This window comes from Antricoccus suffuscus (genome assembly GCF_003003235.1).
In the GTDB taxonomy this organism is placed as follows: domain Bacteria; phylum Actinomycetota; class Actinomycetes; order Mycobacteriales; family Antricoccaceae; genus Antricoccus; species Antricoccus suffuscus.
The window spans coordinates 73,007-95,506 of sequence record NZ_PVUE01000003.1; the positions used below are offsets into that span (position 1 = coordinate 73,007).

22 protein-coding genes are annotated in these 22,500 nt (G+C 65.0%); 12 read left to right on the forward strand and 10 right to left on the reverse strand.

The features are described 5' to 3' along the window. The first annotated feature begins 142 nt into the window (after positions 1-142). Positions 143-1,105 carry a type IV toxin-antitoxin system AbiEi family antitoxin domain-containing protein gene (locus CLV47_RS05445; RefSeq protein WP_106348007.1) on the forward strand — a complete coding sequence of 321 codons (963 nt, stop codon included), beginning with the start codon at positions 143-145 and terminating at the stop codon, positions 1,103-1,105. 58 nt (positions 1,106-1,163) lie between these two features. Here CLV47_RS05445 and CLV47_RS05450 read toward each other — a convergent pair whose 3' ends face one another. Further along, a complete protein-coding gene (locus CLV47_RS05450) occupies positions 1,164-1,808 on the reverse strand; it encodes a nitroreductase family protein (RefSeq protein ID WP_106348008.1) in 645 nt (214 codons plus the stop codon). Positions 1,809-1,880: 72 nt separating this feature from the next. Here CLV47_RS05450 and CLV47_RS05455 point away from each other — a divergent pair, with 72 nt between their 5' ends. Next, complete coding sequence (locus tag CLV47_RS05455; RefSeq protein WP_106348009.1) at positions 1,881-3,134, forward strand: acyl-CoA dehydrogenase family protein; 1,254 nt, start codon at positions 1,881-1,883, stop codon at positions 3,132-3,134. Positions 3,135-3,163: 29 nt separating this feature from the next. Here the strand turns inward: CLV47_RS05455 and CLV47_RS05460 are convergent, their stop codons facing one another. From CLV47_RS05460 to CLV47_RS05470, 3 genes are all read right to left on the reverse strand, one after another. After that, positions 3,164-3,790, reverse strand: coding sequence for a P-loop NTPase family protein (locus tag CLV47_RS05460; RefSeq protein ID WP_202862404.1), 627 nt, complete (start codon positions 3,788-3,790; stop codon positions 3,164-3,166). A 141-nt stretch (positions 3,791-3,931) separates the two neighbouring features. After that, positions 3,932-5,188: an ABC transporter substrate-binding protein gene (locus CLV47_RS05465; RefSeq protein WP_106348010.1), complete on the reverse strand. Its 1,257-nt coding sequence runs from the start codon at positions 5,186-5,188 to the stop codon at positions 3,932-3,934. After that, positions 5,185-6,825, reverse strand: coding sequence for an acetate--CoA ligase (locus CLV47_RS05470; protein WP_106348011.1), 1,641 nt, complete (start codon positions 6,823-6,825; stop codon positions 5,185-5,187). Before CLV47_RS05470 ends, CLV47_RS05465 begins: the two co-directional genes overlap by 4 nt. A 136-nt stretch (positions 6,826-6,961) precedes the next feature. Between CLV47_RS05470 and CLV47_RS05475 the strand changes: the two genes are divergently transcribed. Beyond that, positions 6,962-7,576 (forward strand): TetR/AcrR family transcriptional regulator, encoded by a 615-nt coding sequence (locus CLV47_RS05475; protein WP_106348012.1) that lies wholly within the window; start codon positions 6,962-6,964, stop codon positions 7,574-7,576. 34 nt (positions 7,577-7,610) lie between these two features. Here the strand turns inward: CLV47_RS05475 and CLV47_RS05480 are convergent, their stop codons facing one another. Beyond that, positions 7,611-8,429: a UbiA family prenyltransferase gene (locus tag CLV47_RS05480; protein WP_106348013.1), complete on the reverse strand. Its 819-nt coding sequence runs from the start codon at positions 8,427-8,429 to the stop codon at positions 7,611-7,613. Positions 8,430-8,866: 437 nt separating this feature from the next. Next, complete coding sequence (locus tag CLV47_RS05485; RefSeq protein WP_170110966.1) at positions 8,867-9,691, reverse strand: CHAD domain-containing protein; 825 nt, start codon at positions 9,689-9,691, stop codon at positions 8,867-8,869. A gap of 107 nt (positions 9,692-9,798) precedes the next feature. Between CLV47_RS05485 and CLV47_RS05490 the strand changes: the two genes are divergently transcribed. The 5 genes from CLV47_RS05490 to CLV47_RS05510 all read left to right on the forward strand — a co-directional run bounded on the left by CLV47_RS05490 (position 9,799) and on the right by CLV47_RS05510 (position 15,013). Continuing rightward, positions 9,799-10,098: a DUF1330 domain-containing protein gene (locus tag CLV47_RS05490; protein WP_106348015.1), complete on the forward strand. Its 300-nt coding sequence runs from the start codon at positions 9,799-9,801 to the stop codon at positions 10,096-10,098. Between the two features lie 60 nt (positions 10,099-10,158). Beyond that, complete coding sequence (locus CLV47_RS05495; protein WP_202862405.1) at positions 10,159-12,327, forward strand: alpha/beta hydrolase fold domain-containing protein; 2,169 nt, start codon at positions 10,159-10,161, stop codon at positions 12,325-12,327. An 86-nt stretch (positions 12,328-12,413) separates the two neighbouring features. Further along, entirely contained in the window at positions 12,414-13,478 is a 1,065-nt protein-coding gene (locus tag CLV47_RS05500; protein ID WP_106348016.1) for a type III polyketide synthase, read from the forward strand. Positions 13,479-13,484: 6 nt separating this feature from the next. Continuing rightward, positions 13,485-13,997, forward strand: coding sequence for an isoprenylcysteine carboxyl methyltransferase family protein (locus CLV47_RS05505; protein ID WP_106348177.1), 513 nt, complete (start codon positions 13,485-13,487; stop codon positions 13,995-13,997). Further along, the gene (locus CLV47_RS05510; protein ID WP_106348017.1) at positions 13,994-15,013 is read left to right on the forward strand and encodes an NAD(P)/FAD-dependent oxidoreductase; all 1,020 of its coding nucleotides are present in this window, start codon (positions 13,994-13,996) and stop codon (positions 15,011-15,013) included. The genes CLV47_RS05505 and CLV47_RS05510 overlap by 4 nt, the downstream gene beginning before the upstream one ends. 46 nt (positions 15,014-15,059) lie before the next feature. On the opposite strand, the gene CLV47_RS05515 is transcribed toward CLV47_RS05510, so the two are convergent. The 3 genes from CLV47_RS05515 to CLV47_RS05525 form a co-directional block, all read right to left on the reverse strand. Next, positions 15,060-15,572, reverse strand: coding sequence for a hypothetical protein (locus CLV47_RS05515; RefSeq protein WP_106348018.1), 513 nt, complete (start codon positions 15,570-15,572; stop codon positions 15,060-15,062). Positions 15,573-15,636: 64 nt separating this feature from the next. Then, on the reverse strand, positions 15,637-16,950 hold the full coding sequence (locus CLV47_RS05520) for an NtaA/DmoA family FMN-dependent monooxygenase (protein WP_106348019.1): 1,314 nt from the start codon (positions 16,948-16,950) through the stop codon (positions 15,637-15,639). A gap of 53 nt (positions 16,951-17,003) precedes the next feature. Next, complete coding sequence (locus CLV47_RS05525) at positions 17,004-17,597, reverse strand: TIGR03086 family metal-binding protein (RefSeq protein ID WP_106348020.1); 594 nt, start codon at positions 17,595-17,597, stop codon at positions 17,004-17,006. An 80-nt stretch (positions 17,598-17,677) separates the two neighbouring features. Here CLV47_RS05525 and CLV47_RS05530 point away from each other — a divergent pair, with 80 nt between their 5' ends. Next, positions 17,678-18,538: a helix-turn-helix domain-containing protein gene (locus CLV47_RS05530; RefSeq protein ID WP_170110967.1), complete on the forward strand. Its 861-nt coding sequence runs from the start codon at positions 17,678-17,680 to the stop codon at positions 18,536-18,538. A 6-nt stretch (positions 18,539-18,544) separates the two neighbouring features. Here the strand turns inward: CLV47_RS05530 and CLV47_RS05535 are convergent, their stop codons facing one another. After that, positions 18,545-19,204, reverse strand: coding sequence for a TetR/AcrR family transcriptional regulator (locus CLV47_RS05535; RefSeq protein ID WP_170110968.1), 660 nt, complete (start codon positions 19,202-19,204; stop codon positions 18,545-18,547). Between the two features lie 100 nt (positions 19,205-19,304). On the opposite strand from CLV47_RS05535, the gene CLV47_RS05540 reads away from it, so the two are divergent. Genes CLV47_RS05540 through CLV47_RS05550 form a run of 3 tightly spaced genes read left to right on the forward strand, consistent with a single transcriptional unit; the run spans position 19,305 to position 22,499 of the window. Next, positions 19,305-20,264 carry an alpha/beta fold hydrolase gene (locus CLV47_RS05540; protein ID WP_106348022.1) on the forward strand — a complete coding sequence of 320 codons (960 nt, stop codon included), beginning with the start codon at positions 19,305-19,307 and terminating at the stop codon, positions 20,262-20,264. Position 20,265: 1 nt separating this feature from the next. Continuing rightward, complete coding sequence (locus tag CLV47_RS05545; protein WP_106348023.1) at positions 20,266-21,468, forward strand: LLM class flavin-dependent oxidoreductase; 1,203 nt, start codon at positions 20,266-20,268, stop codon at positions 21,466-21,468. Beyond that, positions 21,468-22,499: a zinc-binding dehydrogenase gene (locus CLV47_RS05550; RefSeq protein ID WP_106348024.1), complete on the forward strand. Its 1,032-nt coding sequence runs from the start codon at positions 21,468-21,470 to the stop codon at positions 22,497-22,499. Before CLV47_RS05545 ends, CLV47_RS05550 begins: the two co-directional genes overlap by 1 nt. Position 22,500 lies beyond the last annotated feature (1 nt).

Here is a 22,500-nt window from a genome sequence, read left to right on the forward strand (position 1 = left end):
ACGTAATGGGACGATCGGGCTTGGTAGTCCGGTCCCGATCCTCCCATTAAATTGTCTTCGCCCTAACTGTCCTAAGCCCGCAGTTATCCACAGATATCCAGCGGCTATTGAACTAGGCCGCGGCAATGAGCAATCTCGATTCATGTACGCACGTACCGCGGTTGGTCTCGAATTACGTGAGCTCTCACGTACCCAGTCGGGAATCATCTCCAGGCAGCAAGCGCTCGACGGCGGCTTGTCTAAAACGGCGATCGGCCGGCTGCTGCGCGACGGACAGTTTCAGCGGTGGGACGCGGGTTTGTACGTCGTTGGCGCGGCGGCTCCGTCATGGAAGGGCATGGTGTGGGGTGGTCTTCTGCTGGGTGGCGAGCGAGCCCGAGCCGGCGGGCTTACTGCCGCGCGGCTCGACGGGCTTACCGATACCGACGAACTCCCGATCGAGATCATGGTGCCGCACGGTGTGCGAGTCGCTGCCCGTGAATGGGTTCGGTTCACCCGCGAACAGGCCGGGGTACGCCGTGCCTCGCTCGCGCGCGAGCCGCGGCGGGTGCGCATCGAAGACTCCGTGCTCGATCTTTGCGCGCGCGGCAGCGCAGGCGACGTAGTCATGTGGACCACGGCGGCCGTGCAGCGACGGTTGACAACCCCGGCCCGTTTACTCACGGCCATGCAGTCCCGCGCCCGCCTCGGTAACCGCTGGGTGCTGGAGGAAATTTTGGGCAGCGTTGTTGACGGCGTACACAGCAACCTGGAGTTTCGGTATGTCCGTGACGTTGAACGCCCACACGGTCTTCCAACGCCGATTCGGCAATACCGCGTGCCGACGTCGGGCGGGTACGCCGATGGCGGTTACCCCGACTACGGCGTGCTACTTGAACTCGACGGCCGTGGCTATCACTCGGGCATTCGCGAATTTCGTGATCGAGCGCGCGATAACCGACACGCCTCAGCGGGCTGGACAACGTTCCGCTTCGGGACGTACGAAATCTACGGCGATCCTTGCGGCGTGGCGTGGAGTTTCGGTGGCAACCTAGTTGACCACGGCTGGCGCGGGTCCGTGCGGCGCTGTCGCCGTTGCCGTGGCAGGTCGTTCGACGCGAAGTAGCCGTTCGGCGCGCACTAATGGGAAGATCGGGCTTGGTAGTCCGGTCGCGATCCTCCCATTAGATCCCAGGCTGCGCGTCGAAAAGGGGCGCACCGAAGCGCTCGGTGAAGACGAACTCGCTCACCGGCCCGCGGCGTAGTTTCGTGGGGAACTTCTTCGCCGGATAGCCGATCCCGAGATGCGCGGCCGTGAGGTAGTCCGCCGGGATGCCAAGCAGCTCGCGCACGGCCGGCTCGTCCGCGCACAAGAACGTCGTCACGGCCGTCGCGACGCCTTTGTCGCGCAGCGCGAGGCAGACGTTTTGCATGTGCGGATAGATCGAGGCGCCGCCGACGACACTCGTGCGATCGAGGTCTTTGTCGGTGACGTACAGCGACGCGATCTTGGCGCACAGTACGCCGATGATCGGGATGTTGGCGAAGTTCTCGGCGAAGTCGTTCGCCGGCCCGACAGGAGTCTTGACCGCCTCCTCGCGGCGGCCGCCGGGAGCGGTATAGACCCGCCATCGCGGCAGGTAGAGATCTGCGAGCGCGCGCTTCGTCGCCTGGTCGCGCACGAGAACCCAGCGGGCCGGCTGGCGATTGCCGCCCTGCGGGCCGAAACGTGCCGCGTCGAAGGCGTCGTACAGTACGTCGTCTGGTACGTCGGCCTCGTCAAAGTATCGGCAGGTGCCTGTAGTGCGCATTGCGTCAAGCAGTTCCATGTCCCAATACCTCCACTGGCATCATGCTAACTAGCAACGCCCGATTATCGGGCCCTAGGCAAGGACTTATGTATGGATTTCGCGCCAACCGATAAGACGAAGAAACTCCAGGACGGAATCAGTCAGTTCCTGGAGGAGCATATCTACCCCAACGAGGAGCTCTACGAACAGCAGGTCATCGAGTCTGGCAAGGCTCGCACCCAGCCGCCGATCATGGAGGAGCTGAAGGCCAAGGCCCGGGAGAAGGGCCTGTGGAATCTCTTCCTGCCCGCCGGTTCGCAGTGGAGTGAGCCAATCTCCAACCTCGAGTACGCGCCGCTCGCAGAACTCATGGGCCGCAGCATCTTCATGGCGCCGGAAGCGTTCAACTGCAACCCACCGGACACCGGCAACATGGAGATCCTCAACCACTTCGGCACCGATGAGCAGAAGGAGACCTGGCTTAAACCGCTGCTGGGCGGGGAGATTCGCTCGTCGTACGCGATGACCGAGCCGGCCGTTGCCTCCTCCGACGCGAGCAACGTCTCGACCCGCATCGAGCGCGACGGCGACGACTACGTCATCAACGGCACGAAGTGGTTCATCACCGGCGCGAACCGGGACCGCACCGAGATCTTCATCCTGATGGGCGTCACCGATCCGAACGCCGACCGGCATCGCCGGCACAGCCAGATCCTGATCCCGCGTCGTACGCCTGGCGTGACGGTCGCACGTGACCTCACGCTGATGGGCTATGACCCCTTCGAAACGCACGCCGAGGTTGAGTTCAAAGACGTTCGCGTCCCGGTGTCCAATTTGCTTGGCGAGGAAGGCGGCGGCTTCGCGATGTCACAGGCTCGGCTTGGGCCCGGCCGGATCCACCACTGCATGCGGATGATCGGCCTGGCCGAGCGGTCCCTGGAGCTGTTGATCAAGCGGGCCAACGACCGGGTCGCGTTCGGCGCGCCGTTGTCCGAGCAGGGCGTCGTGCGCGAGTGGATCGCGAACTCCCGGATGGAGATCGACCAAGCGCGCCTCTACACGCTGTACACGGCGTACCTCATGGACACTGTCGGCAACCGTGAGGCGGCCAGCCAGATTTCCGGCATCAAGGTCGCCGTACCGGAGATGGCGCTCAAGGTCATCGATCGCGCTATCCAGATGCATGGAGCCGGTGGGATGAGCCAGGACTTCCCGCTGGCCCGTGCGTGGGTCGAGGCCCGCACGATGCGGTTTGTCGACGGTCCCGATGAGGTGCACCGCCGCGGTGTCGCGCGTTCCGAACTGCGCCGGTACGCCGGCTACACCAACGACGGGCTGCACGGCGTGCACGCGCATCTTCGGTAGCGATCCGGCTGATTCGGAGCGCGCAGATTTTAGGGCCCGACGGCATCGCGGACGACTCCGTCTATCCATAGTTGCGCCTCGTGCTGGGAACGCAAACGCACTATGGGTAGTTGGGGGCGCCGACGACGCAGGACGGCGATCCGTCGGGCGGTCTTGGAATGTGTGCTCCAGGCCCAGCGCACGATGTGCTCCGGATCGGTGAAGATCGTCCAGAGTGGCCGCTCGACGTTGCCGTTCCACAGCACCTCTCGATGCAGCCGTCGGCGTATCGTGCGCGCGCTCACCTGACGCATCACCGTGCCTCGGGGTAGGTCAAGCCACACCAGTAGATCCGCGCGCTCGGACAGCACGGCTCGAACGGCGCTGTACTGCCATTCCGTCACCCAACGTGGTCCTGCGCTGAAGGCCGCTACGTCGTCGGCGAAGGAGTCCCGCGGAGTCCAATCCGGACCGTGGAAAAGCGCGTCGATTTCGACGTGCGGCACCTCTAGAATCTGGCCGAGTCGGCCGGCAAGGGTCGTCTTGCCCGAGCCAGACGTGCCCGCTACCAACACGCGACTGGGTCGTCGCGGAAGCGGATCTCGGGGGCCCAGGAGCATTCGATCCCGGTTGATGGTTGCTCTGGTCGCTGCCAACTTCCGGATTCGCTTGCCCATAGTCCGATGATGTCACCGGCCACGGACTCGGCGACATCGTGAGCTCCAGATAATGTGGTGAGCCCCCGCAACCTAGATGGTTGCGGGGGCTCAGTTCGCAAGCGCCGTCGGTTGTGGCGCGATCGATCGACGGCGGGTGCGCTACTTCTGGTACGGCGTCTTGTAGGACTTCGCTTCCTTGGACTCGGTCAGGTCTTGCACGAGCTTCAGTCCGCCTTCGGAGGCGGCATCTGGAGTCTCGATCAGGCTCAGGCGGCTCGAGACGTTGCCGGCCTCGGAGAAGTCGAGCTTGCCGGTGAGGCCCTGGGTGTCGATCTTGATCTTGTTCTTGGCCTTCATCAGGCCGGCGCGGGTGAGGTCCTTGTCCTTACATGCCTGGTCGAGGATCTTGCCCCAAATCGTGCCGAAGATGTAGCCCATCGTCACGCTGTCGTTGGCCTTGTCGGTGTACTTCGCGGCGTACTCCTTGCGGATCTTGGCCATCAGCGGGTTGTCCGAGGAGTAGGGCACAACCGAGGCGACGCGGTAGAACTTGCCGAACGAGCTCGCCGCCGGAGTGTCCAGCAGCGTCGGGTCGAACGAGACCGCATTGGCTACGACCGGCACGTCCAGGCCCTGTGCCTGCATCTGCGTGGTCACCGAACTGGTCGCCTTCGGGCCGAGGATCAGCGCGATCGCGTTGACGCCCTTGCTCTTCATGCTCGTCACGGCCGAAGACAGATCGTTGTCGGTCGCGGCCATCTTGACCGACTCGACCTTTATATTGTGCTTGTCGGCGTAGTACTGCACGCCGGCGAGCGTGTTTGCACCGGCCTCGCTGTCCAGGACGATGGCGCCGACAGTGTCGCCGTCTTTAATCATCTTCTGGTCCTGCAGGTAGGCCATTCCGTTCATGATCTCAATGTCGTACGTCGAGCCGACCATGAAGACCTGCTCGGTGTCGAGGTTGCTCGAGGCCCATGAGCCCGGCATCGTGATCACGTTGTCGGATTTGATCTGGGACTTGAGTGCGGCGAGCATTGGGGACCCGACGAGCTGGACCATGCCGAGCATCTTGGGCTGTACCTCGGCGTACAGGGTGACCGCCTTATCGGTGGTGTAGCCGTGATCGCGGACCTCGATCTTGATATCGCGACCGCAGATCCCGCCGCTGGCGTTGACCTCGTCGGCCCACAGCTGGTTGCCGTAGGTCAGCGACGTACCGGTCACCTTGTAGGCGCCGGACGCATCGGAGATCGCGCCAAGCGTGATGGTCTTGTCGGTCACGCCGAAGTCGGTCTTGACACCGCTCGAGTCGGTCTTGCTCTCGACGCCGCCTCCGCCTTTGGTACTGCAGCCGGTCAGCACGACTGCGGCAGCGGCCGCTGAGGCAATCAGTGCTCGGGTGCGGTTATTCATTGTTTGGAGTTCCTTCCGTCGGGTGACATTGGTGATTCTGGTGAGTCGGGCGCCTCTAAGGACGCGTCGATGAGCGCTTGGCGCAGGTTGACGCGCTGCAGCTTTCCGCTGGCAGTGCGGGGGAGCTCGTCCCACACGACGACCTTCCGGGCGGTCGCGTGCCGGCCGACGCGCTCGCCGACCCAGGCGCGCAAAATGTTATGCAGGTCGGCTGGTTCCTCGCCGTTGAGTACGACGTGCGCGGTGACGATGGTGCCTTTGACCGGGTCGGGAATGCCGACGACGCCCGCGTCGGCGATCAAAGGGTGTGCCATGAGCGCGGTCTCGACCTCCGATGGGCCGACATTCATGCCGGAGGCAACGATGACGTCGTCGGCCCGGGACTCGTACCAAAAGCGACCGTCCTCGTCTCGGCGTACCAGGTCCTCGGTGACAAACCAGTCGGCGTGGAAGCGCGCTTCCCACTCAGGCATCCGGTTCCAATAGCCGCGGCTGATCAGGTGTCCGTTGTCCTTCACGGCGAGCCTGCCGACCCCGATACCGCTGATCGGATTCATGTCGTCGTCCAGTATCTCCACGTCGTAGCCGGGGAGGGCGATGCCCATCGAGCCCGGTATCGGCGGTGGCGCTCCCGGCGTACGCAGGTTGCCCACAACCATGCCGATCTCGGACAGGCCGTAGCAGTCGTAGATCGTGACGTCCGCATTGTCCTGGAACCATTGTGCGGTCGGCGCATCGAGCGGTTCTCCCGCGCTCGAGGCGGCAGTGAAGCCCGCCGGAATCGCGTCGGAGCCTCCGCTGGCCAGTTGCCGGTACGCCGTCGGTGCGGCTGCCAGATGGTGTGCTCCGCTGCGGTCCATGACGGCCCACCACTCGGTGGCCTTGAAGGGACCTTCGTAGATGACCCGCGGGTTGCCGGCCGACAAAGGCGCGAGTCCGGTGGTGAAGAGCCCAAACGACCAGCCGGCGTCGGCGCCGGAGAACAGCACCTCGCCGGGCTGCAGCGCCAGAGCGTGGGTGATGTACGACGACAGGCCGATGATGATGTCGTGCGGCATCAGGCAGCCCTTGGGCTTACCGGTGGTGCCCGATGTGTACATGATGGTCGCGAGGTCATCAGCCTTCGTCGGCGCGGGAGCGTAGTCGCCGATCGACGTGTCGACGTCACCGAAAATGGGGCCGTCGGCGTCGACCACAATCCTTGCCAGATCGGGGAAGTCGGCCTGGACATCATCGAGCAGATGCTCACTGACCGAGTCGGTGATCATGACGCCAGGCTGGCTGTCGTCCATCCGTACCCGCAGGCCATCGCCGCTGAAGCCGCTGAACAGCGGTACGTAGATCGCTCCGAGATACCAGACAGCGAGTGCCGCCGTGAGCGATTCGGGCCGTTTGCTGAACATCCCGGCGACCCGGTCTCCCCGGCCGACGCCAAGTTCGCCGAGCCGCGCGGCCAGTTGCATCACCTGGTTGCGGATCTGGGCACCGGACAACTCGATGACCGAGCCGTCGGTGCGGCACCAGATGATCGCGCGCTGTTCGGGAAGCGCGATTCCGCTTGCGTTGTAGGTGCCGTCCGCTGTGACACCACCGCGGCGTGCGGCGTCCTCCCATGACCAATGTGGATCAAAATTCATTAGGCCTCAACAGTGTTCCGTGTATCTTCTCGGTCTAGACCGATTGGTTTGTCTGAACGATAAATGGAATCGCGAGGTTTTCAGTGTTCCGTCACCAATTTGTATCTAAAGCGTCCGCCGCGGGGGTTCGTTACTCATGACCCGAACTGCTGCGGACAGTCCGCCGAAGCCGCGCGGAGCGGCGACCCGTCAGCGTATCGTCACGGCCGCGACCGAGCTGTTTTCCGCGCGGGGTTATCACGGCACCGGCGTCGCGGAGCTCCTCGAGGTCGCTCAGGTCAGTCGCGGTTCCTTCTACCACCATTTCGACGACAAAGAGGCCGTGCTCTACGAGATCAGCCTCGTCCCGGTCGAGAACATGTGCATCGTCAGCTCCCGTATCGCGGCTGATGGAACGCCTGCTACAGAGCGAATTCGACGACTCGCCGCCGTCCTAGTCGAGGACATCGGCGTACATCAGGCGCAGTGGCGAGTGTTCCTCAGGGATTTCGAGTATCTGTCGGAGGATCGCCGCGCCGCCGTACTCGCCGCCCGCGATCGTTTCGAGTCCTACTGGGAGCAGGTGCTCGATGCCGGATACCGAAGCGGCGAGTTCCGGGAGATCTCGAAACTGCGCGTGAAGGGCATCCTCGGGATGTTTAATTTCAGCGTGCTGTGGATGGATCCGGTCGGACCGGTCTCCCCTCGCGAGATCGCCGAGGATTTCGTCGAGCTGATCCTGGCCGGCATCTGTGTTGACGCGTCTGAGTAGACCGATTGGTCTAAATCCGTAGCATCCGTGGTTGCTATCGAAGTGCGCCTGATATCGCGATCAGCACGACGCAAACCGCGGCTGCCCCCACTGTGCATAGGAACGCCGCTTCCGACCGATGATCGCGACGGGCACGCCAGAACCCCGCCGCCGCGAGGATAGCGGCGGCCACGAGTCCGCCCCAGTCGACCGGGGTCGGCGTACTCCCGCGGCCGAGTACGACGACCGCCACGGCAACCAGTACCGAACCGGATGCGGCGACCGCCGAACCGAGCCGACCAATTCGATGCGGCAGCCCGTGTACGCCGGCCGCGGCATCTTCGTCGATGTCGGGAAGCACATTGCCGAAATGTGCCGATACGCCGAGCAGTGCGCCGGCGACCAGCGCCCACCACGGCGGCCAACCTCCGCCGGGCAGAGCCAGTGTGGCGATCGCCGGCAGGCCGCCAAACGCGACGACGTACGGCGCCGGGGACAGGACCGTCGACTTGATGCCGAAGTTATAGGCCCAACCGGCCGCGGTGCCGGCGAGCTGGACTAGGCCGGCGCGCCAGCCAAGCCCGAGGGCGAGCGGGACGGTGAGGATGACGGACGCCGTGATCGCGATTATCACCGAGCGCCTGGATATCGCTCCTCGGGCGACCGGCTTGTCGGTGCGGCCGGCGGCCCGATCCCGCCTCGCGTCGATCAGGTCGTTGGACCAGCCGATCGACAGTTGGCCGGTGAGCACCGCGAGTGCCACGAGAGCGCAGGTGCCGATGGAGTTTCCCGTGACCGCGGTCAGAACGGTCGCGATGACGGTGACGGCAAGGGTCGGTATCGGGTGGCACGACAGCAGCAACGAGCGACCCATCCCGTAACTTTAGTGGTGTATTCCGTGATCAGGTGGCTGACTAGAGCCGAACCGGCACCAATGCCCGCCATCCGTCACCAAATCCCGTCATTGGTCGCGCGTGCACCGTGTGTCCGGTTTTGGTGGCGTTTCAAGCGGGCTAAACACAGGCAGTAGCGCTCTTGGTCGATTTCGGATTCCCGTCGCGACCGCTCGAGCACAGATGTGCTGTTTGGCAGCAAGATTTCGCCTATCAGTGCTGCATGTTCATACATTTGTGTGCGGTTGTGACGACAGAGCGCGGCCGGACCAGCAGCGCCGCGTTTCGTATTAGACCTACGTCAGACTCAGCCACAGACCGTTCCAGCACGCCAGCACGCCGGCGCGAAGTCACGGGTGGTGCGTGGCGGGGACGGTCGTGACGGATGGTCCCGTATTTTGTGACGGATGGGCGGGACTCAGCCTGTGTAGCGCCGGCGTACCTTGCGGCGGACCCTGCGCGCGGCACGCCGTTCACGTTCGTGCAGTACGCCGAACGTGAAGCCACTTTCTCCCGGCAGCGATGATGCTTGCTTACCGATGCGAAGAAGGAACTCCGCGCTGGCAACTGCATCGTTGTGTTCGCCGAGGAGGTCCTGTAGCGCTTCGTGCCGCCGCACCTGTTTGTCCGCCCGTTTGCGGCCGATCGCCGGCGCACCGAGTTCGGCGGCGTACCGCGCACGTTTGACCGCTTTGCGCGCCCGATGCAAGACAACAGGATCGCCCGACTTGGCGGCCTTCTTCAGCCTCGAAGCCGCGGTGTGGGTGGCGCGCGCGGTGAGTTTACAAATTGCTATTCGCGATTGCGTCCGGCGCACCGAGTCGATCTCGGCAAGCATGTGCCGGTAACGGGCGGTCGTCATATGGGCGCGGAGCCTGGCCTCGTGGCTGGCTAGCTCGGCGCTCAGCTCGATCCCGATCCGCGGGGCGACCGGGCCGACGATGAGCGGCTCGTCAAGGTCGTTCAGCAGAGCGCTCAGCCTTGTCGTAATGACCTGCCGGTCACGGACAGCTCCGAGTAGGCAGGCGTACCAGCGAAGTTCGCCGTCCAGGTGCTGTGCCTGCTCAGATTCGAAGTGGGGCGCAAACGTGCGCAGCGTGCTGCGGAACCGGCGTACGGCGACCCGGGTGTCGTGGATCGCTTCCTTGAGGTCGTTGTCCCGCTCCTCGCGCAGCGCGCGGTCGCCGACCAGGATCGCCTGCCGTTGCCGGCCGAGGTAGTCCGCTATCGGATCGATCGACAATTTAGGTTCACCACCACTTCTGCATATGGAGTCTAATGTTGGGCGCGCTGACTAGGGTGTCAGCGAAGGTGTCAGCGAAGGAAGCCGCTAGCGAAAGGAATCATCCGATGGCCAAGGGATACTGGATCGCCCGCGTCGACGTACATGACGAGGATGCATACGGGAAGTATCGGGACGCGAACGCCGCGGCGTTCGGCAAGTACGGCGCTCGGTTCGTGGTGCGTGGTGGCAATTTCGAGACCATGGAAGGTACATCGCGAGCACGAAACGTGGTCATCGAGTTTGATAACTACGAGACCGCGGTGGAGTGCTATCGGTCGCCGGAGTACCAGCACGCAATGCAGTTCCGGTCCGGCGGCGCCTCCGAGGGTGATCTGATCATTATCGAGGGATACGACGCCCCGTAGCGGGAGAACTAGTTTGAAATTGCGATCGGCCCAACTAGCGAGATTACGTCTGGAGAAGTGATGAGTTCGGTCGATGCGGAACCACTGCACGTCATCCTTGTCGGCGCCGGCATCGGTGGGTTGACTGCGGCGCTCGCGTTGCAGCATCACGGCGTTCGGGTGACGGTCCTGGAAAGGACGAGCCAGTTGACCGAATCTGGGGCCGGCATTCAGATCGCCGCGAACGGCGTCCACGTGATGCGCGCACTCGGGCTCGAAGGCGACATTGCCGAGGCCGGAGTGGCGCCGGGCTCCTATGACATCCGGGACCTTCGGACTGGACGGCAGCTCTGGTACATCCCGTTCGAAGATGTCGCCGCCCAGCGGTACGGCGCACCGATGTACAACCTGCATCGTTCGGACCTGATCGATTTGCTCAAGCGCGGGCTTCGCCAGGGCTCGGTGCGTACCGAGGCAAAGGTCGTAGCCGTCGGACAGGATGAGTCGAGCGCGTGGGCCGAGCTCGCGACCGGTGAGCGGATCACCGCCGACGCACTCATCGGTGCCGACGGGATCCACTCCGTCGTACGCACGCAACTGCGAGGTGACGAACCGCGCCAGTTCTCCAACATCCTGATGTGGCGCGGACTCATCCCGGCAGACAGGGTCGCTCACCTTGACCTGCCCGAAAACGGGAACTACTGGTTCGGTCCCGGACGGACGTTGATCACGTACTGGGTCCGCCCGGGCGAGCTCTATAGCGTGCTTGCCTCGGTGCCGGTCGACGAGGTGAGCCGCGAGTCGTGGGAGGACACCGGCGACCTGGCCGGCCTGCTCGACTCGTTCAAGGACGCCGAACCACGCGCCCGGGGGATGCTCGAGGCGATTGAAACCGGTTTCATCACCGGGATGTTCTACCGCGATCCCATCGACGGTTGGACTTCTGGCCGGATCAGCCTGCTAGGCGACGCGGCGCACCCGATGGTTCCATTCCTTGCCCAAGGAGCATGCCAGTCGATGGAAGACGCCTGGGCGCTTGCGCACTGCCTCGCCGATCCGATGCACGATTCCGTGCCGGCGGCGCTGCAGGACTACGAGGCGCGGCGGCGACCGCGTACCACCCGGGTCCAGGTCGGGGCCCGGGCGATGGTGAAACTCGTCCACGAGTCCGATCCGGAGCGAGTCGCCGTCCGAGACGGCCGGTTTCAAGGACTCATGCGGATCGACCCGATCGCCGAACGCACGTGGGCATTCGTGATGGACTACGACATCACCAAGGCGGTGCGCGAACCAGCCGGTGACGTGGTGGGGCTCTCTGGCACCCGTGAGGGCGTCACGATGAACCGGCCGGAGAGCCAGCGTGCCCACGACCTGTGGCGGACCGCGTTCACTCAAGAAGACATCGCCCGCGGGCACGACGGGCTACGCGAGGGATACGAGCGGTTCTTGACGACCAACTTTCCGACGCCGGCGGAGGCTACGTCTCGGTCGATCGAACTCGGCCGCGTCGACGCGATCGAGATCTTAGGAGCCCAATCCGCGGTCGAGGGGCCTCATCTCCTGCACTTCCACGGCGGCGGTTACGTCGTCGGCTCCGCCGAATCATCCCTCGAGTACGCCGCACGCCTGGCCAGCGCGACCAACGGTCGCTGCGTCGTGGTGGACTATCGCCTCGCACCCGAGCACCCTTATCCGGCAGCGCTTGACGATGCCCTGCATGCCTACCGCATGCTGCGAGAGTCCGGGGTCCCGGCATCTCAGATCATCTTGAGCGGCGAATCGTCAGGTGCCGGCCTGGCCGTCGCCGCGGCACTGGCCCTCAAGGGTGCCGGCGAGCAGCTCCCCGCGGGGATTATCGCGATCTGCCCGTTCGCCGACCTGACCCTGTCCTCACCGAGCGTGGCGAAGTTTGACGGGCGTGACCCTGCGACCAACCGCGACTCGTTGACGAACATGGCCGCGATGTATGTGCAAACGCACGAACCGACCGACCCGCTGGTATCGCCGCTGTACGGCGACCTGAGCGGCCTTCCACCGATATTCATCGCCGCGACCGATGGTGAAGTGCTCTACGACGACGCCCGGCGGCTGGCCGAGCAAGCATCTGGCGTGGGAGTCGAGGTCACGAGCCACTTCATCGAGGACTCCGTGCACGTGTTCCCGCTGTTCGCGTTCCTGCCGGAGACCACCGAGACCATCGACAGAATCGCGCAATGGGCGCGCCTTCTCGGCGACCGTGCAGCCAGATAGCCGCTCGGCGACGTAGCCGGAGAACGACTTGTCCGTAAAATTCTGCGTTGACCCCACTTCTGAATATGGAGTCTAGTGTTGGGCGCATGACGACGATCGCGTCCGTTCATGGGGCACTGCCGCCGTACCGCTACCGGCAGGACGCGATCACCGATGCGTTCTGCGAGTGGTGCGTGACCAGCCATGCCGAGGAACTGCTGGTCCGTCGGCTCCACAGGAGTGCGCGCGTCGATACCCGGCACCTCGTCGTACCGCTTGAGCGTTATCCCGAGCTTGCCGACTTCCACGCGGCGAATGACATGTTCATCTCCCAAGGCAGCGTGCTGGCCAAGGAAGCGCTGGTCGGCGCGCTCGATGCTGCCGGAATCCGCGCCGACGAGGTCGACGTAATCTTTTTTACGACGGTGACCGGCGTAGCGGCCCCGTCGATCGATGCGCGGATTGCCGGTGACGTAGGACTTCGCGCCGACGTGAAGCGAGTGCCGATGTTCGGTCTCGGCTGTGTGGCTGGCGCCGCAGGGGTGTCCCGGTTGCACGACTATCTCGTCGGGCACCCCGACGATGTGGCGGTGCTGCTGTCGGTGGAGCTGTGCTCGCTAACAATGCAGCGCAACGACACGTCGGTCGCGAATCTGGTCGCTAGTGGGCTTTTTGGCGATGGTGCGGCGGCCGTGGTCGCGGTTGGGGAGCGCCGCGCTCAGCTCGGCGGGATCACTGGACCGACCGTAATCGACTCGCGAAGCCATCTGTATCCGGACACTCAGCGCACTATGGGCTGGGACGTCACCGGCTCCGGTCTGAAGATCGTGCTCGACGCCCATGTGCCTGAGATCGTCGAGAAATTCCTCGGTGACGACGTACGCCGGTTCCTCAAGGAACACCATCTCGAAGTCGCCGATGTCGATGCCTGGATCTGTCATCCTGGCGGGCCCAAGGTTATCGAGGCAATCCGCGACGTGTTGGAGCTGTCGGACGCGGATGTCCGGCTAACGTGGGATTCGCTTGCACAGGTGGGAAACCTATCGTCGTCGTCGGTGCTTCACGTCTTTGCCGAAACCCTCCGGCAAAGGCCGCAGGCGCCCGGCGCGATCGGCGTACTCATGGCGATGGGCCCGGGTTTCTGTTCCGAACTAGTCCTGCTGCGCTGGTAGGTGCGTGTGCTCTGGTTTACCTGCCTCGTCGCGGCCGTCGCGGTCGAACGTCTTGTGGAGTTGATCGTCGCTACCCGCAACCTCGCATGGAGTCGATCGCGAGGCGGGATCGAGTACGGCGCCGGGCATTACTTTCCTATGGTCCTATTGCATACGGCCCTCTTGGTCGGCTGCGTCGTAGAGGTGTGGACCCGGCGTCCGCAGTTTCTCCCCGAGCTCGGATGGACGATGGTCGGCTTCGTCCTGCTCGCGCAGGCGCTGCGGTGGTGGTGCATATCGACGCTCGGCTACCAATGGAATACGCGGATCATCGTCGTGCCCGGTGCGACGCGGGTCCGAGCAGGCCCCTACCGGATCATGGCACATCCCAACTATGTGGCGGTTGTCGTCGAAGGAATCGCGTTGCCGTTGGTCTACTCGGCATGGATCACTGCTGTCGTCTTCACGGTTCTTAATGCATTCCTGTTATTTGTGCGAATCCGCACCGAAGAGGCCGCACTTGAATCAACGTTGGCATGATCGACGTACTGATTGCCGGCGCCGGCCCGATCGGTTTGGCAACCGCGCTGTACGCCGCCCGCTGCGGCCTTCAGGTCGTCGTCGTCGAGCCGCGCGCCACGCCAATCGACAAGGCGTGCGGAGAGGGGTTAATGCCGTCCGCCGTTGAGGCGCTCGACCGGCTCGGCGTCCAGCCCGCGGGCGTCGAGTTCAACGGTATCCGCTACACAGATGGGATTCGGTTCGCCGAGGCGCGTTTTGCGGCGCGTCCCGGCCTGGGTGTGCGACGTACCGAGCTGCAGCGGGCGTTGCACGCGCGAGTCGCGGATGCCGGTGTCGAGATGATCGAGGCGACGGTGGGCGAGGTTGAACAGCGGTCTGACCAAGTACGTACCGCTGGACTTGTGGCGCGCTATCTGGTCGCAGCGGACGGCCTGCACTCGCGCGTCCGCGAGAGTCTCGGGCTCGCCGTTGACCACGCCGGCGCCCGGAGGTGGGGGACTCGACGGCATTTCGCCGTACCAGCCTGGACCGACCTGGTCGAGGTGCACTGGTCAGACGATGCTGAGGCCTACGTGACGCCGATCGGCCCGGCGGAGGTGGGCGTCGCCGTACTCACCTCGAGGAGGGCGTCGTACGACGAGCAACTGCGCGGATTTGGAGCCCTGAGCGAACATCTCGCCGGCGCGGCCCCCTCGACGCCCGTGCTCGGCGCCGGCCCGTTACGGCAAAGCGCATCACGGCGGGTGCTGGGCCGCGTTGCGCTGGTCGGTGACGCGGCCGGGTACGTCGACGCGATCACCGGCGAGGGAGTCGCGGTTGGATTGGCCAGCGCCGAAGCCCTTGTCGAATGCCTCGCGCGCGATGACCTTGCGGCGTACGAAGGGATGTGGCGGCGCCGCACGCGTCGCTACCGGACGCTCACTACGGGTTTGTTGTGGGCCTCGGGCCGGCCGGCGCTGCGTCGGCAGATCGTGCCGGTGGCCGCGCGATTCCCGCCGCTGTACGGCGCGGTCGTGCGCCAACTCGCCCGCTGACCCGTGATCCGCGGCAACTTGCCCGGCGATCCGCGGCAACTACGTCTCATCCGAGACTTTCGCTCCAGAGCCTGCGCAACGCCGGCGCCAAACCCGCCGTGGCCGCGAGCAGGACGCCGACCGAGAACACTGGCAGCCCCGGTTCAAGCGTCCACTCGCCCTTACTTAGGCCGATAGACATCATCAGCCAGGCGCCAAGTGCGCCCAGCACAAGCAGGACCATCATTGTCGTGACGAATCTCGTCATGCCCAGCCCAAGGCCCCTCCGCGTGATGGAGATCAAGGCGATGATCGACAGCAACGAGACGATCGCCAGCACGAGATACGCCCCTCCGAATAACACTGAAAAGGCGACGTCATCGCCCGGCTCGATGAACGCCTGCACGCCCATGCTTGCGATCGTCGTTGTCGTCATCGTTGAGTTCTGGTCGGAGATCTCCGTATACGGCAGCACCGATCCAGCTAGTAGTAGCAGCGCGGCGAACGTAGCCAGGCCGCGCACAGCGAGGGACTCAAGTCGCTCAACGCGCGCGTTAAGATCCAATTGCTCAGCCGCCATTTAAGCCGCGGGTCCTAGTAACGGGATCAGTCATGAGCCGAACTATAGCGAACCATTAGGTGGGTCAGTGGTTTACGGACGGGCGCTGCAGTCCGAGGTGATCGCGCAGCGTGGAGCCGGCGTACTCGGTGCGGTATCTGCCGCGGCGCTGGAGTATCGGCACGACGTGATCCACGAAGGTGCTCAGTTCGTAGGGCAGCGTCGATCCCATGATGGTAAATCCATCGACCGCGCCCGCATCCTGCCAACGGATCACATGATCGGCGAGCTGATCGGGCGTTCCGATGAAGTGCATCTGGCCGGCGCCGCCGGACGTCTGGTCGGTGAGTTCGCGCAATGAAGCGTCTGGACGTGCCCGCGCGGCGGCAAACAATTGTTCTGCGCGACTCGACGGAGCTGGCCCGGACAGTAGCTCGGCGGACAAGGGAGCGTCCGGGTCATAAGCGTCAGGGTCGAGACCGGCCGTATAGAGCGCGTTTTGCCAGCGGAAGTCCGGGCTCGCCAGCTCCTCCAACTGCCGGGCCCGGTCTTGGGCTTCAGCCTCGGTGCCGCCCAAGGTGATCATCAGCGCTGGCATGACGAGCACATGCTCGGGATCTCGACCGGCGGCGACGACCTGCGCGTGCAGGTCGGTTCGGAAGTCGGCCGCTGCCTCGAGCGTTGGCGGCCCCGAGAAAACTAGCTCGGCGTACCGCGCCGCCAGTCCGATGCCGGCTGCCGACTGTCCTGCCTGGACGAGCACAGGGCGGCCTTGAGGGGAGCGTGGAAAGGGCAGCACTCCTTCGGAGTTGTAGTACTCGCCCCGGAAATGCGGGTCATGCAACTTCGAACGGTCGGCCCAGACGCCGCCCGCGCGGTCGCCGACGACCGCGTCATCTTCCCAGCTGTCCCAGGCGCGGGTCACGACGTCGACGAACTCGTGGGCCATCGCGTACCGGTCGGCATGCTCGGGATGGGCGGGCTCGCCGAAGGCGGCTGCGACCAGGGGTGTGATGGTCGTGACGATGTTCCAGCCTGCGCGGCCACCACTGAGGTGATCCAGTGTGGCGAATCGGCGGGCGAGCTCCCACGGTTTGCTGTACGTCGTCGAGCCGGTGCCGATCAGCCCGATATTGCTCGTCACGGCAGCGAGCGCCGACAACACCGAGATCGGGTCGAACTGCGTCTGCGGCAGATGCGTGGCGCGGTACTGGGCGATGGCGATGTTGTCGGCGAGGAAGATCGAGTCCATCAAACCGGCTTCGGCGATCCGCGCGATATTGGCGTAGTAGGGCAGACCGAGAACGCCGCGGACATCGTCCTCGACAACCCGCCACGCGGACTCGTGGTATCCGTTCGGCCAGACGAAAGCGTTGAAGTGCAACGGCCTTGGACTCATTGGCTAGCTCCTTAGCGAGACTCGCTAGCCACTCTTCCAGACCGCTGCGCCGCTCAGGCGGACCAGTGTGGGTCGCGGCCGACAAGACCGAGCAGCCGGTCGAACGCCGGCGCATCGGACGGTACGTCGACTCGTGGCGCGAACGGCTTGCCTTCTCCCTGGTAGTCCTCGTTGAGCATGTTGGGCATGAAGGCCAAGGATTCCTCCGCGGCCTCGGTCGGGGGTGTCCACCTCTGGCCCGTCGCGGCGGCTAGATCCCAGCCGTGCACTTGGTATTCGCACAGGATCATACCGAGCGCGAGGTCGCCGGGCATCGCGCTTTCCCCGAGGCGTAGCGGCCGGTCGGCGGCACCGTTGCGTAGGGCGCGTTCGAGCTGGTCGGCCGCCGAGCGGACCTCGCCCGCAGCGTCGGTAGGTGACGTATAGCCCTCGAGGTCCGCCTGCGGCGCCTGACCGTTGGGGTCGTCGAATCCTGCGGCAAACATCGTCAGCCAGCCAAGTGTGTGGTTGCGCAGCTGCTCCACATCGAAGTCCGTGCACGGCGTCGGCTGATGGTTCTGGTCGGATCCGATGCCATCGACGACCTTGGCCAGATCGGTGAGGACGGTGCGCAGTAGGTCCGTGGTGTGCTCGTTCGAATTCGTCATACCGGCAACTCTAGGCAGCAGGCGGTGGCCAGGATTGAAGATTCGCGCCAATGTCGGTGAGCTGGTCTAGCGTCGTTCCTGTGACTAGCGAACCGGCCCCGGTGGAGCGGGACAGCCGCGGGATTCTCGACCCGTGGATGCTGCGCCAGCGGCTGACTCTTAACCGATACCCGGTGCCTGAGACATTGGCCGGCCTCGTTGACCGTTTTTGGACGGTGCAGTGGGATTTACCCGCTGGCAGCGTCCACACCCAGCACATCCTCACGCATCCGGGCGGCAATCTCAGCGTCAGCCATCCCGATGCGCGCGATGCCTCCGCCCCCGTGATCGAACGCAGCCCGGAGGCGGTGTTCAACGGTGTCGCGACCAGTCTGATGACGCGACACCTCGCAGGCCGCGGGTGGGCTGTCGCGGCGATGACCACTCCAGGCGGACTGGGTGCTTTTATCTGCGGCTCGGTTGCCGAGTTCACTAACAAGGAAGTGCCACTGGGCCAGGTCTTGGCGATCGACGAGACCGGCCTGGTACGCCGCCTCGTCAATGCGCCGGACGACGGCGCGCGCGTCGAGCTATTGGCCGGTGCGCTTGAAGGCGCGCTTGTACCGCACCGCGCCGAAACCGCGCGTCAGGTAGCCGCCGTGGCCCGGCTTGCCGAGACGGACCGCTCAATCCGTCGGCTGGCGGACTTGGCTTCGCGCGCGGGGATTTCCTCGCGGACGTTGCAGCGCTTGTTCTCCCAGTACGCCGGGGTGTCACCGAGTTGGATGCTGCGACGCTACCGTCTGCTCGACGTCGCCGAGACGGTCCGCAACGGCGAGCGCCCGTCGTGGGCGCAGGTGGCCGCCGACCTTGGTTACGCCGACCAGGCCCACCTCGTGCGCGACTTTCACGCGGCGACTGGCCGGACACCGGCGTCGTACGCCGCCTCGCTTGCTCGGTAGCGGATGTTACGTCTGGACCGATTTGCGGTCACGGCCATCGGTGACGGCGACGTCCTGCCCGTGCCCGGTATCGGCGGCAGAGGAGAGTCGGGCGCCGACCCGGCCGATGGCGAGGAATAGTTCGGTCGCGGCGTCCACGAGTTGACCGCGCTCCAGAGGTATCTGTCCGTCGAGCCACCGGATGAGCAGTTCGCTAAACCCACCGACCAGGACCGAGGCGACGACCCGGTGGGTCGGGCCTGGTTGTTGTCCTGCGGCTTCGGTAGCCACCAGGTCAACGATCAGGGAGGAGGACTCGACCCGTCGGCGCTGTAGGTGCGCCTGGTCGCGGCCCTCGATGTAGAGCACCTGTGCGCGCCGTCGGTCGGAGTCGACGTACGCCGCCGTACTGGCGACCATGGCCCGGACGCGGCCGACGGGGTCGTCGCCTGCTGCCTCGACAGCCTCGGTGACGCAGACGCGCAGTTGGTCGACCACGTCGTCGAAAACGGCCACGACAAGGGCGTCGAGGTCGGGGAAGCTCTCGTAGAAGTAGCGCGCGTTGAGCCGGGCCTGCGCGCAGACCCCGCGGACGGTCGTGCCCGACAGGCCGTGCGTGCCGAGCAGTTCCAAGCCCGCGGCGAGCAGGAGAGAGCGGCGTTCAACTACCCGGTCGGCCGCGGGCACCCCTGCCCACCGGGTTTGTCTGTTTGGAGGATCGACTCTTGGCAACACCTGCAACCGTACTTTACGATCCTGGTAACGCCCGTTACCAGGAGGTGTCGAGGTGCTCCGACGACGCACGATTGCAGTAAACGATGTGGAGTTGAATGTCATTGACGCGGGCCCATCGGACGGGCCACTCGTCATTCTGGCTCACGGCTTCCCCGAGCTGGGCTACTCGTGGCGCCATCAGGTGCCCGCTCTGGCCGAGGCCGGTTACCGCGTACTGGCGCCCGATCAACGTGGATATGGCCTCAGCTCCCGTCCGGAAGAGATCGCCGCCTACGACATCGAGCACCTGAGTGCCGACCTGATCGGGCTGATCGATGAAATCGGCGCCGAGAAGGCCGTGCTCGTCGGGCATGACTGGGGCTCCATGGTGGTCTGGCAGACCACTCTGCTGCACCCCGACCGGGTAGCGGGCGTGTGCGGGATGAGCGTGCCGTTCAGCCCGCGCCCGCCGGCTCCGCCGACACAATTGTGGCGACAAGTCTTCGACGGCCAGTTCTTCTACATCCTCTACTTCCAGGAGCCGGGAGTGGCCGATGCCGAGCTGGACGCGGATCCGGCAAAGGTCATGCGGCGCTTGTTGTCGGGCACGCGCACCGACGTCGGCACCTCGATTGAGGCCAACGCCGACGACGGTCGCGGTTTCGTCGAGCGGGCGCCCGAGCCGGCCCACCTGCCGGCCTGGTTGTCGCAGGAAGAGCTGGACGTCTACGTCGCCGAGTTCACTCGGACCGGGTTCACGGGCGGCCTTAACTGGTACCGCAACTTCGACCGCAACTGGGAGCTGACCCCGCAACTGGACGGGGCCACGATCGACGTACCGAGCCTGTTCATCGGCGGAAAGCTCGACCCGGTGCTACTGATGGCGCCCCCGGATGCCCAGGCGCAGTGGCTGACTGACTTCCGCGGCAACCAGCTGATCGAGGATGCCGGCCACTGGGTGCAGCAGGAAAAAGCCAATGAGGTCAACACCGCACTGCTGAACTGGCTGCGGGATATCACTAAGGAGCACTAACGTGGGCCGTCCACTGAACTTCGGAGTCTTCTACGCTCCGTTCCATCCCCTCGGGCAGGATCCGACTCTCGCGCTGGAGTACGACCTGGAACGGGTCGAGGCACTCGACCGGTTTGGGTTTGACGAGGCTTGGTTCGGCGAGCATCACTCAGGCGGTTATGAGCTGTGGGGCAACCCTGAATTGATCATCGCGGCGGCCGCGCAACGCACCAAACACATCAAGTTGGGTACCGGCGTCGTGTCGATGCCGTATCACCATCCCTGGCTGCTGGCCGACCGGATCTGCCTGCTCGATCACCTGACCCGCGGACGGATCATCTTCGGCACCGGACCGGGCGCGCTGCCCACCGATGCGTCCATCCTCGGCATCGACCCCGTCAACCAGCGGCGCATGCATGAGGAAGCTCTGGAGGCTGTGATCGCGCTGTTCACCAGCGAGGAGCCGGTCACCCGCGAGACCGACTGGTTCACGATGCGCGAGGCCCGCCTGCAACTGCGGCCGTATCAATGGCCGCACCCGGAGATCGCGGTCGCCGCAATGATTTCGCCGTCCGGCCCACGGTTGGCCGGGATGTACGGCGCATCGCTGCTATCTCTGTCGATGTCTGCTGCCGCTGAGGGCTTCGCGGCGATCGGCAACGCGTGGGGTGTGGTCGAAGAGCAGGCGGCGAAGGCCGGCCAGCCGGCACCGGACCGCTCGACCTGGCGCGTGCTCGGGCAGATGCACATCGCCGAGACCCGGCAGCAGGCCGTGGACGACTGCAAATACGGGCTGCGTGACTTCGCCGCCTACTTCGGCGGCGGAGGCGCGGGATTCGTGCCGCTCGCCGACGGCGACAACGGCGAGCTCTCGGACGAAGGATTCATCACTCAGTACGCCGACAGCGGACGCGCGATGATCGGCACGCCGGACGATGCCATCGAATACATCGAGGGGCTGCTGGAGCAGTCCGGCGGGTTCGGAGCGTTCCTGATGCTGGGCCATGACTGGGCGTCGCCGGCTGCGACCATCGAGTCGTACCGGCTATTCGCGCGTCATGTCATCCCGCATTTCAAGGGCCGGCTCGCGGCGCCGCGGGCCTCGCACGCCTGGGCGGTGAGCAAGAAAGACGCGTTGCTCGGCCGCGCCGGCGAGGCGATCGTGAACGCGATCAAGAGCCACGCCCAAGAGTCCGATCAGACCCAATCGACGGGGTCGAACTGATGCGCGCGGCAGTGCTGAGCGGCGGCGGGATCATCGTCCGAGACGATCTTCCCGAGCCGGTACCTGGCCCGGGCCAGGTGCTCGTACAGGTCAAGGCCTGCGGGATCTGCGGGTCGGATCTGCACTTCGCCAAGCACGGGGCTGACATGCTCGCGCTCGGCCAGCAAATGGAAGGAGTTCCTCGCCCGGACAGGGAGCCAATTGACCTGAGCCGAGATATCTTCATGGGTCACGAGTTCGCTGGCGAGGTGCTCGAGGCCGGACCCAACACCGAGGCGCCGCCGGCGGGGACGGCCGTGACGTCGTTTCCGGTGCTGCTTCGCCCCGACGGGGCGGTTGACCCGATCGTCTACTCCAACCACGTTTACGGCGGATACGGCGAGCGGCTTCTGCTCTCGGCGCCGCTTCTGCTACCGGTTCCGAACGGGTTGTCCACCGACCTCGCAGCGCTGACCGAACCCATGGCGGTGGGACTGCACGCTGTGAACCGGTCGCGGATCGAGCAGACCGAAAAGGCCGTGGTACTCGGCTGTGGGCCGGTCGGGCTGGCGGTAATCGGGGCACTGAAAATGCGCGGAGTCACATCGATCATTGCAGCCGACTACTCCCCGGCGCGCCGCGCGCTGGCCGAAGGCCTCGGCGCTACCGACGTGGTCGACCCGCGCGAGGAGACCGCATGGGCGCGAGCGGGCGCCGCGGGCCCGCTCGTGGTGTTCGAGGCCATCGGCGTACCAGGCGTCCTCGACGAGATCCTGCGCTACGCCCCGGCGCAGTCGCGCGCGGTCGTGGTCGGCGTATGTATGAACGCCGACACGGTCAACCCCTACTTCGGCATCAGCAAAGAGTTGTCCGTGCAGTTCGTCCTCGGCTACACACCCGAGGAGTTGGCGGCGTCACTACGCTCGATCGCCGAGGGCGACATCGACGTCGCACCGCTAGTTACCGCCCGAGTTGGGCTTGACGAAGTGCCGTGGGCGTTCGAAGCCCTCGGGAACCCAGAAGAACATTGCAAGATCATCGTGGAGCCCTAAC

Excerpts from the sequence above, each read along its gene's own strand:
- CLV47_RS05445 (WP_106348007.1), top strand. The coding sequence starts at position 143 with ATGTACGCACGTACCGCGGTTGGTCTCGAATTACGTGAGCTCTCACGT.
- CLV47_RS05450 (WP_106348008.1), bottom strand. The coding sequence starts at position 1,808 with ATGGAACTGCTTGACGCAATGCGCACTACAGGCACCTGCCGATACTTT.
- CLV47_RS05455 (WP_106348009.1), top strand. The coding sequence starts at position 1,881 with ATGGATTTCGCGCCAACCGATAAGACGAAGAAACTCCAGGACGGAATC.
- CLV47_RS05460 (WP_202862404.1), bottom strand. The coding sequence starts at position 3,790 with ATGGGCAAGCGAATCCGGAAGTTGGCAGCGACCAGAGCAACCATCAAC.
- CLV47_RS05465 (WP_106348010.1), bottom strand. The coding sequence starts at position 5,188 with ATGAATAACCGCACCCGAGCACTGATTGCCTCAGCGGCCGCTGCCGCA.
- CLV47_RS05470 (WP_106348011.1), bottom strand. The coding sequence starts at position 6,825 with ATGAATTTTGATCCACATTGGTCATGGGAGGACGCCGCACGCCGCGGT.
- CLV47_RS05475 (WP_106348012.1), top strand. The coding sequence starts at position 6,962 with ATGACCCGAACTGCTGCGGACAGTCCGCCGAAGCCGCGCGGAGCGGCG.
- CLV47_RS05480 (WP_106348013.1), bottom strand. The coding sequence starts at position 8,429 with ATGGGTCGCTCGTTGCTGCTGTCGTGCCACCCGATACCGACCCTTGCC.
- CLV47_RS05490 (WP_106348015.1), top strand. The coding sequence starts at position 9,799 with ATGGCCAAGGGATACTGGATCGCCCGCGTCGACGTACATGACGAGGAT.
- CLV47_RS05495 (WP_202862405.1), top strand. The coding sequence starts at position 10,159 with ATGAGTTCGGTCGATGCGGAACCACTGCACGTCATCCTTGTCGGCGCC.
- CLV47_RS05500 (WP_106348016.1), top strand. The coding sequence starts at position 12,414 with ATGACGACGATCGCGTCCGTTCATGGGGCACTGCCGCCGTACCGCTAC.
- CLV47_RS05510 (WP_106348017.1), top strand. The coding sequence starts at position 13,994 with ATGATCGACGTACTGATTGCCGGCGCCGGCCCGATCGGTTTGGCAACC.
- CLV47_RS05515 (WP_106348018.1), bottom strand. The coding sequence starts at position 15,572 with ATGGCGGCTGAGCAATTGGATCTTAACGCGCGCGTTGAGCGACTTGAG.
- CLV47_RS05520 (WP_106348019.1), bottom strand. The coding sequence starts at position 16,950 with ATGAGTCCAAGGCCGTTGCACTTCAACGCTTTCGTCTGGCCGAACGGA.
- CLV47_RS05525 (WP_106348020.1), bottom strand. The coding sequence starts at position 17,597 with ATGACGAATTCGAACGAGCACACCACGGACCTACTGCGCACCGTCCTC.
- CLV47_RS05550 (WP_106348024.1), top strand. The coding sequence starts at position 21,468 with ATGCGCGCGGCAGTGCTGAGCGGCGGCGGGATCATCGTCCGAGACGAT.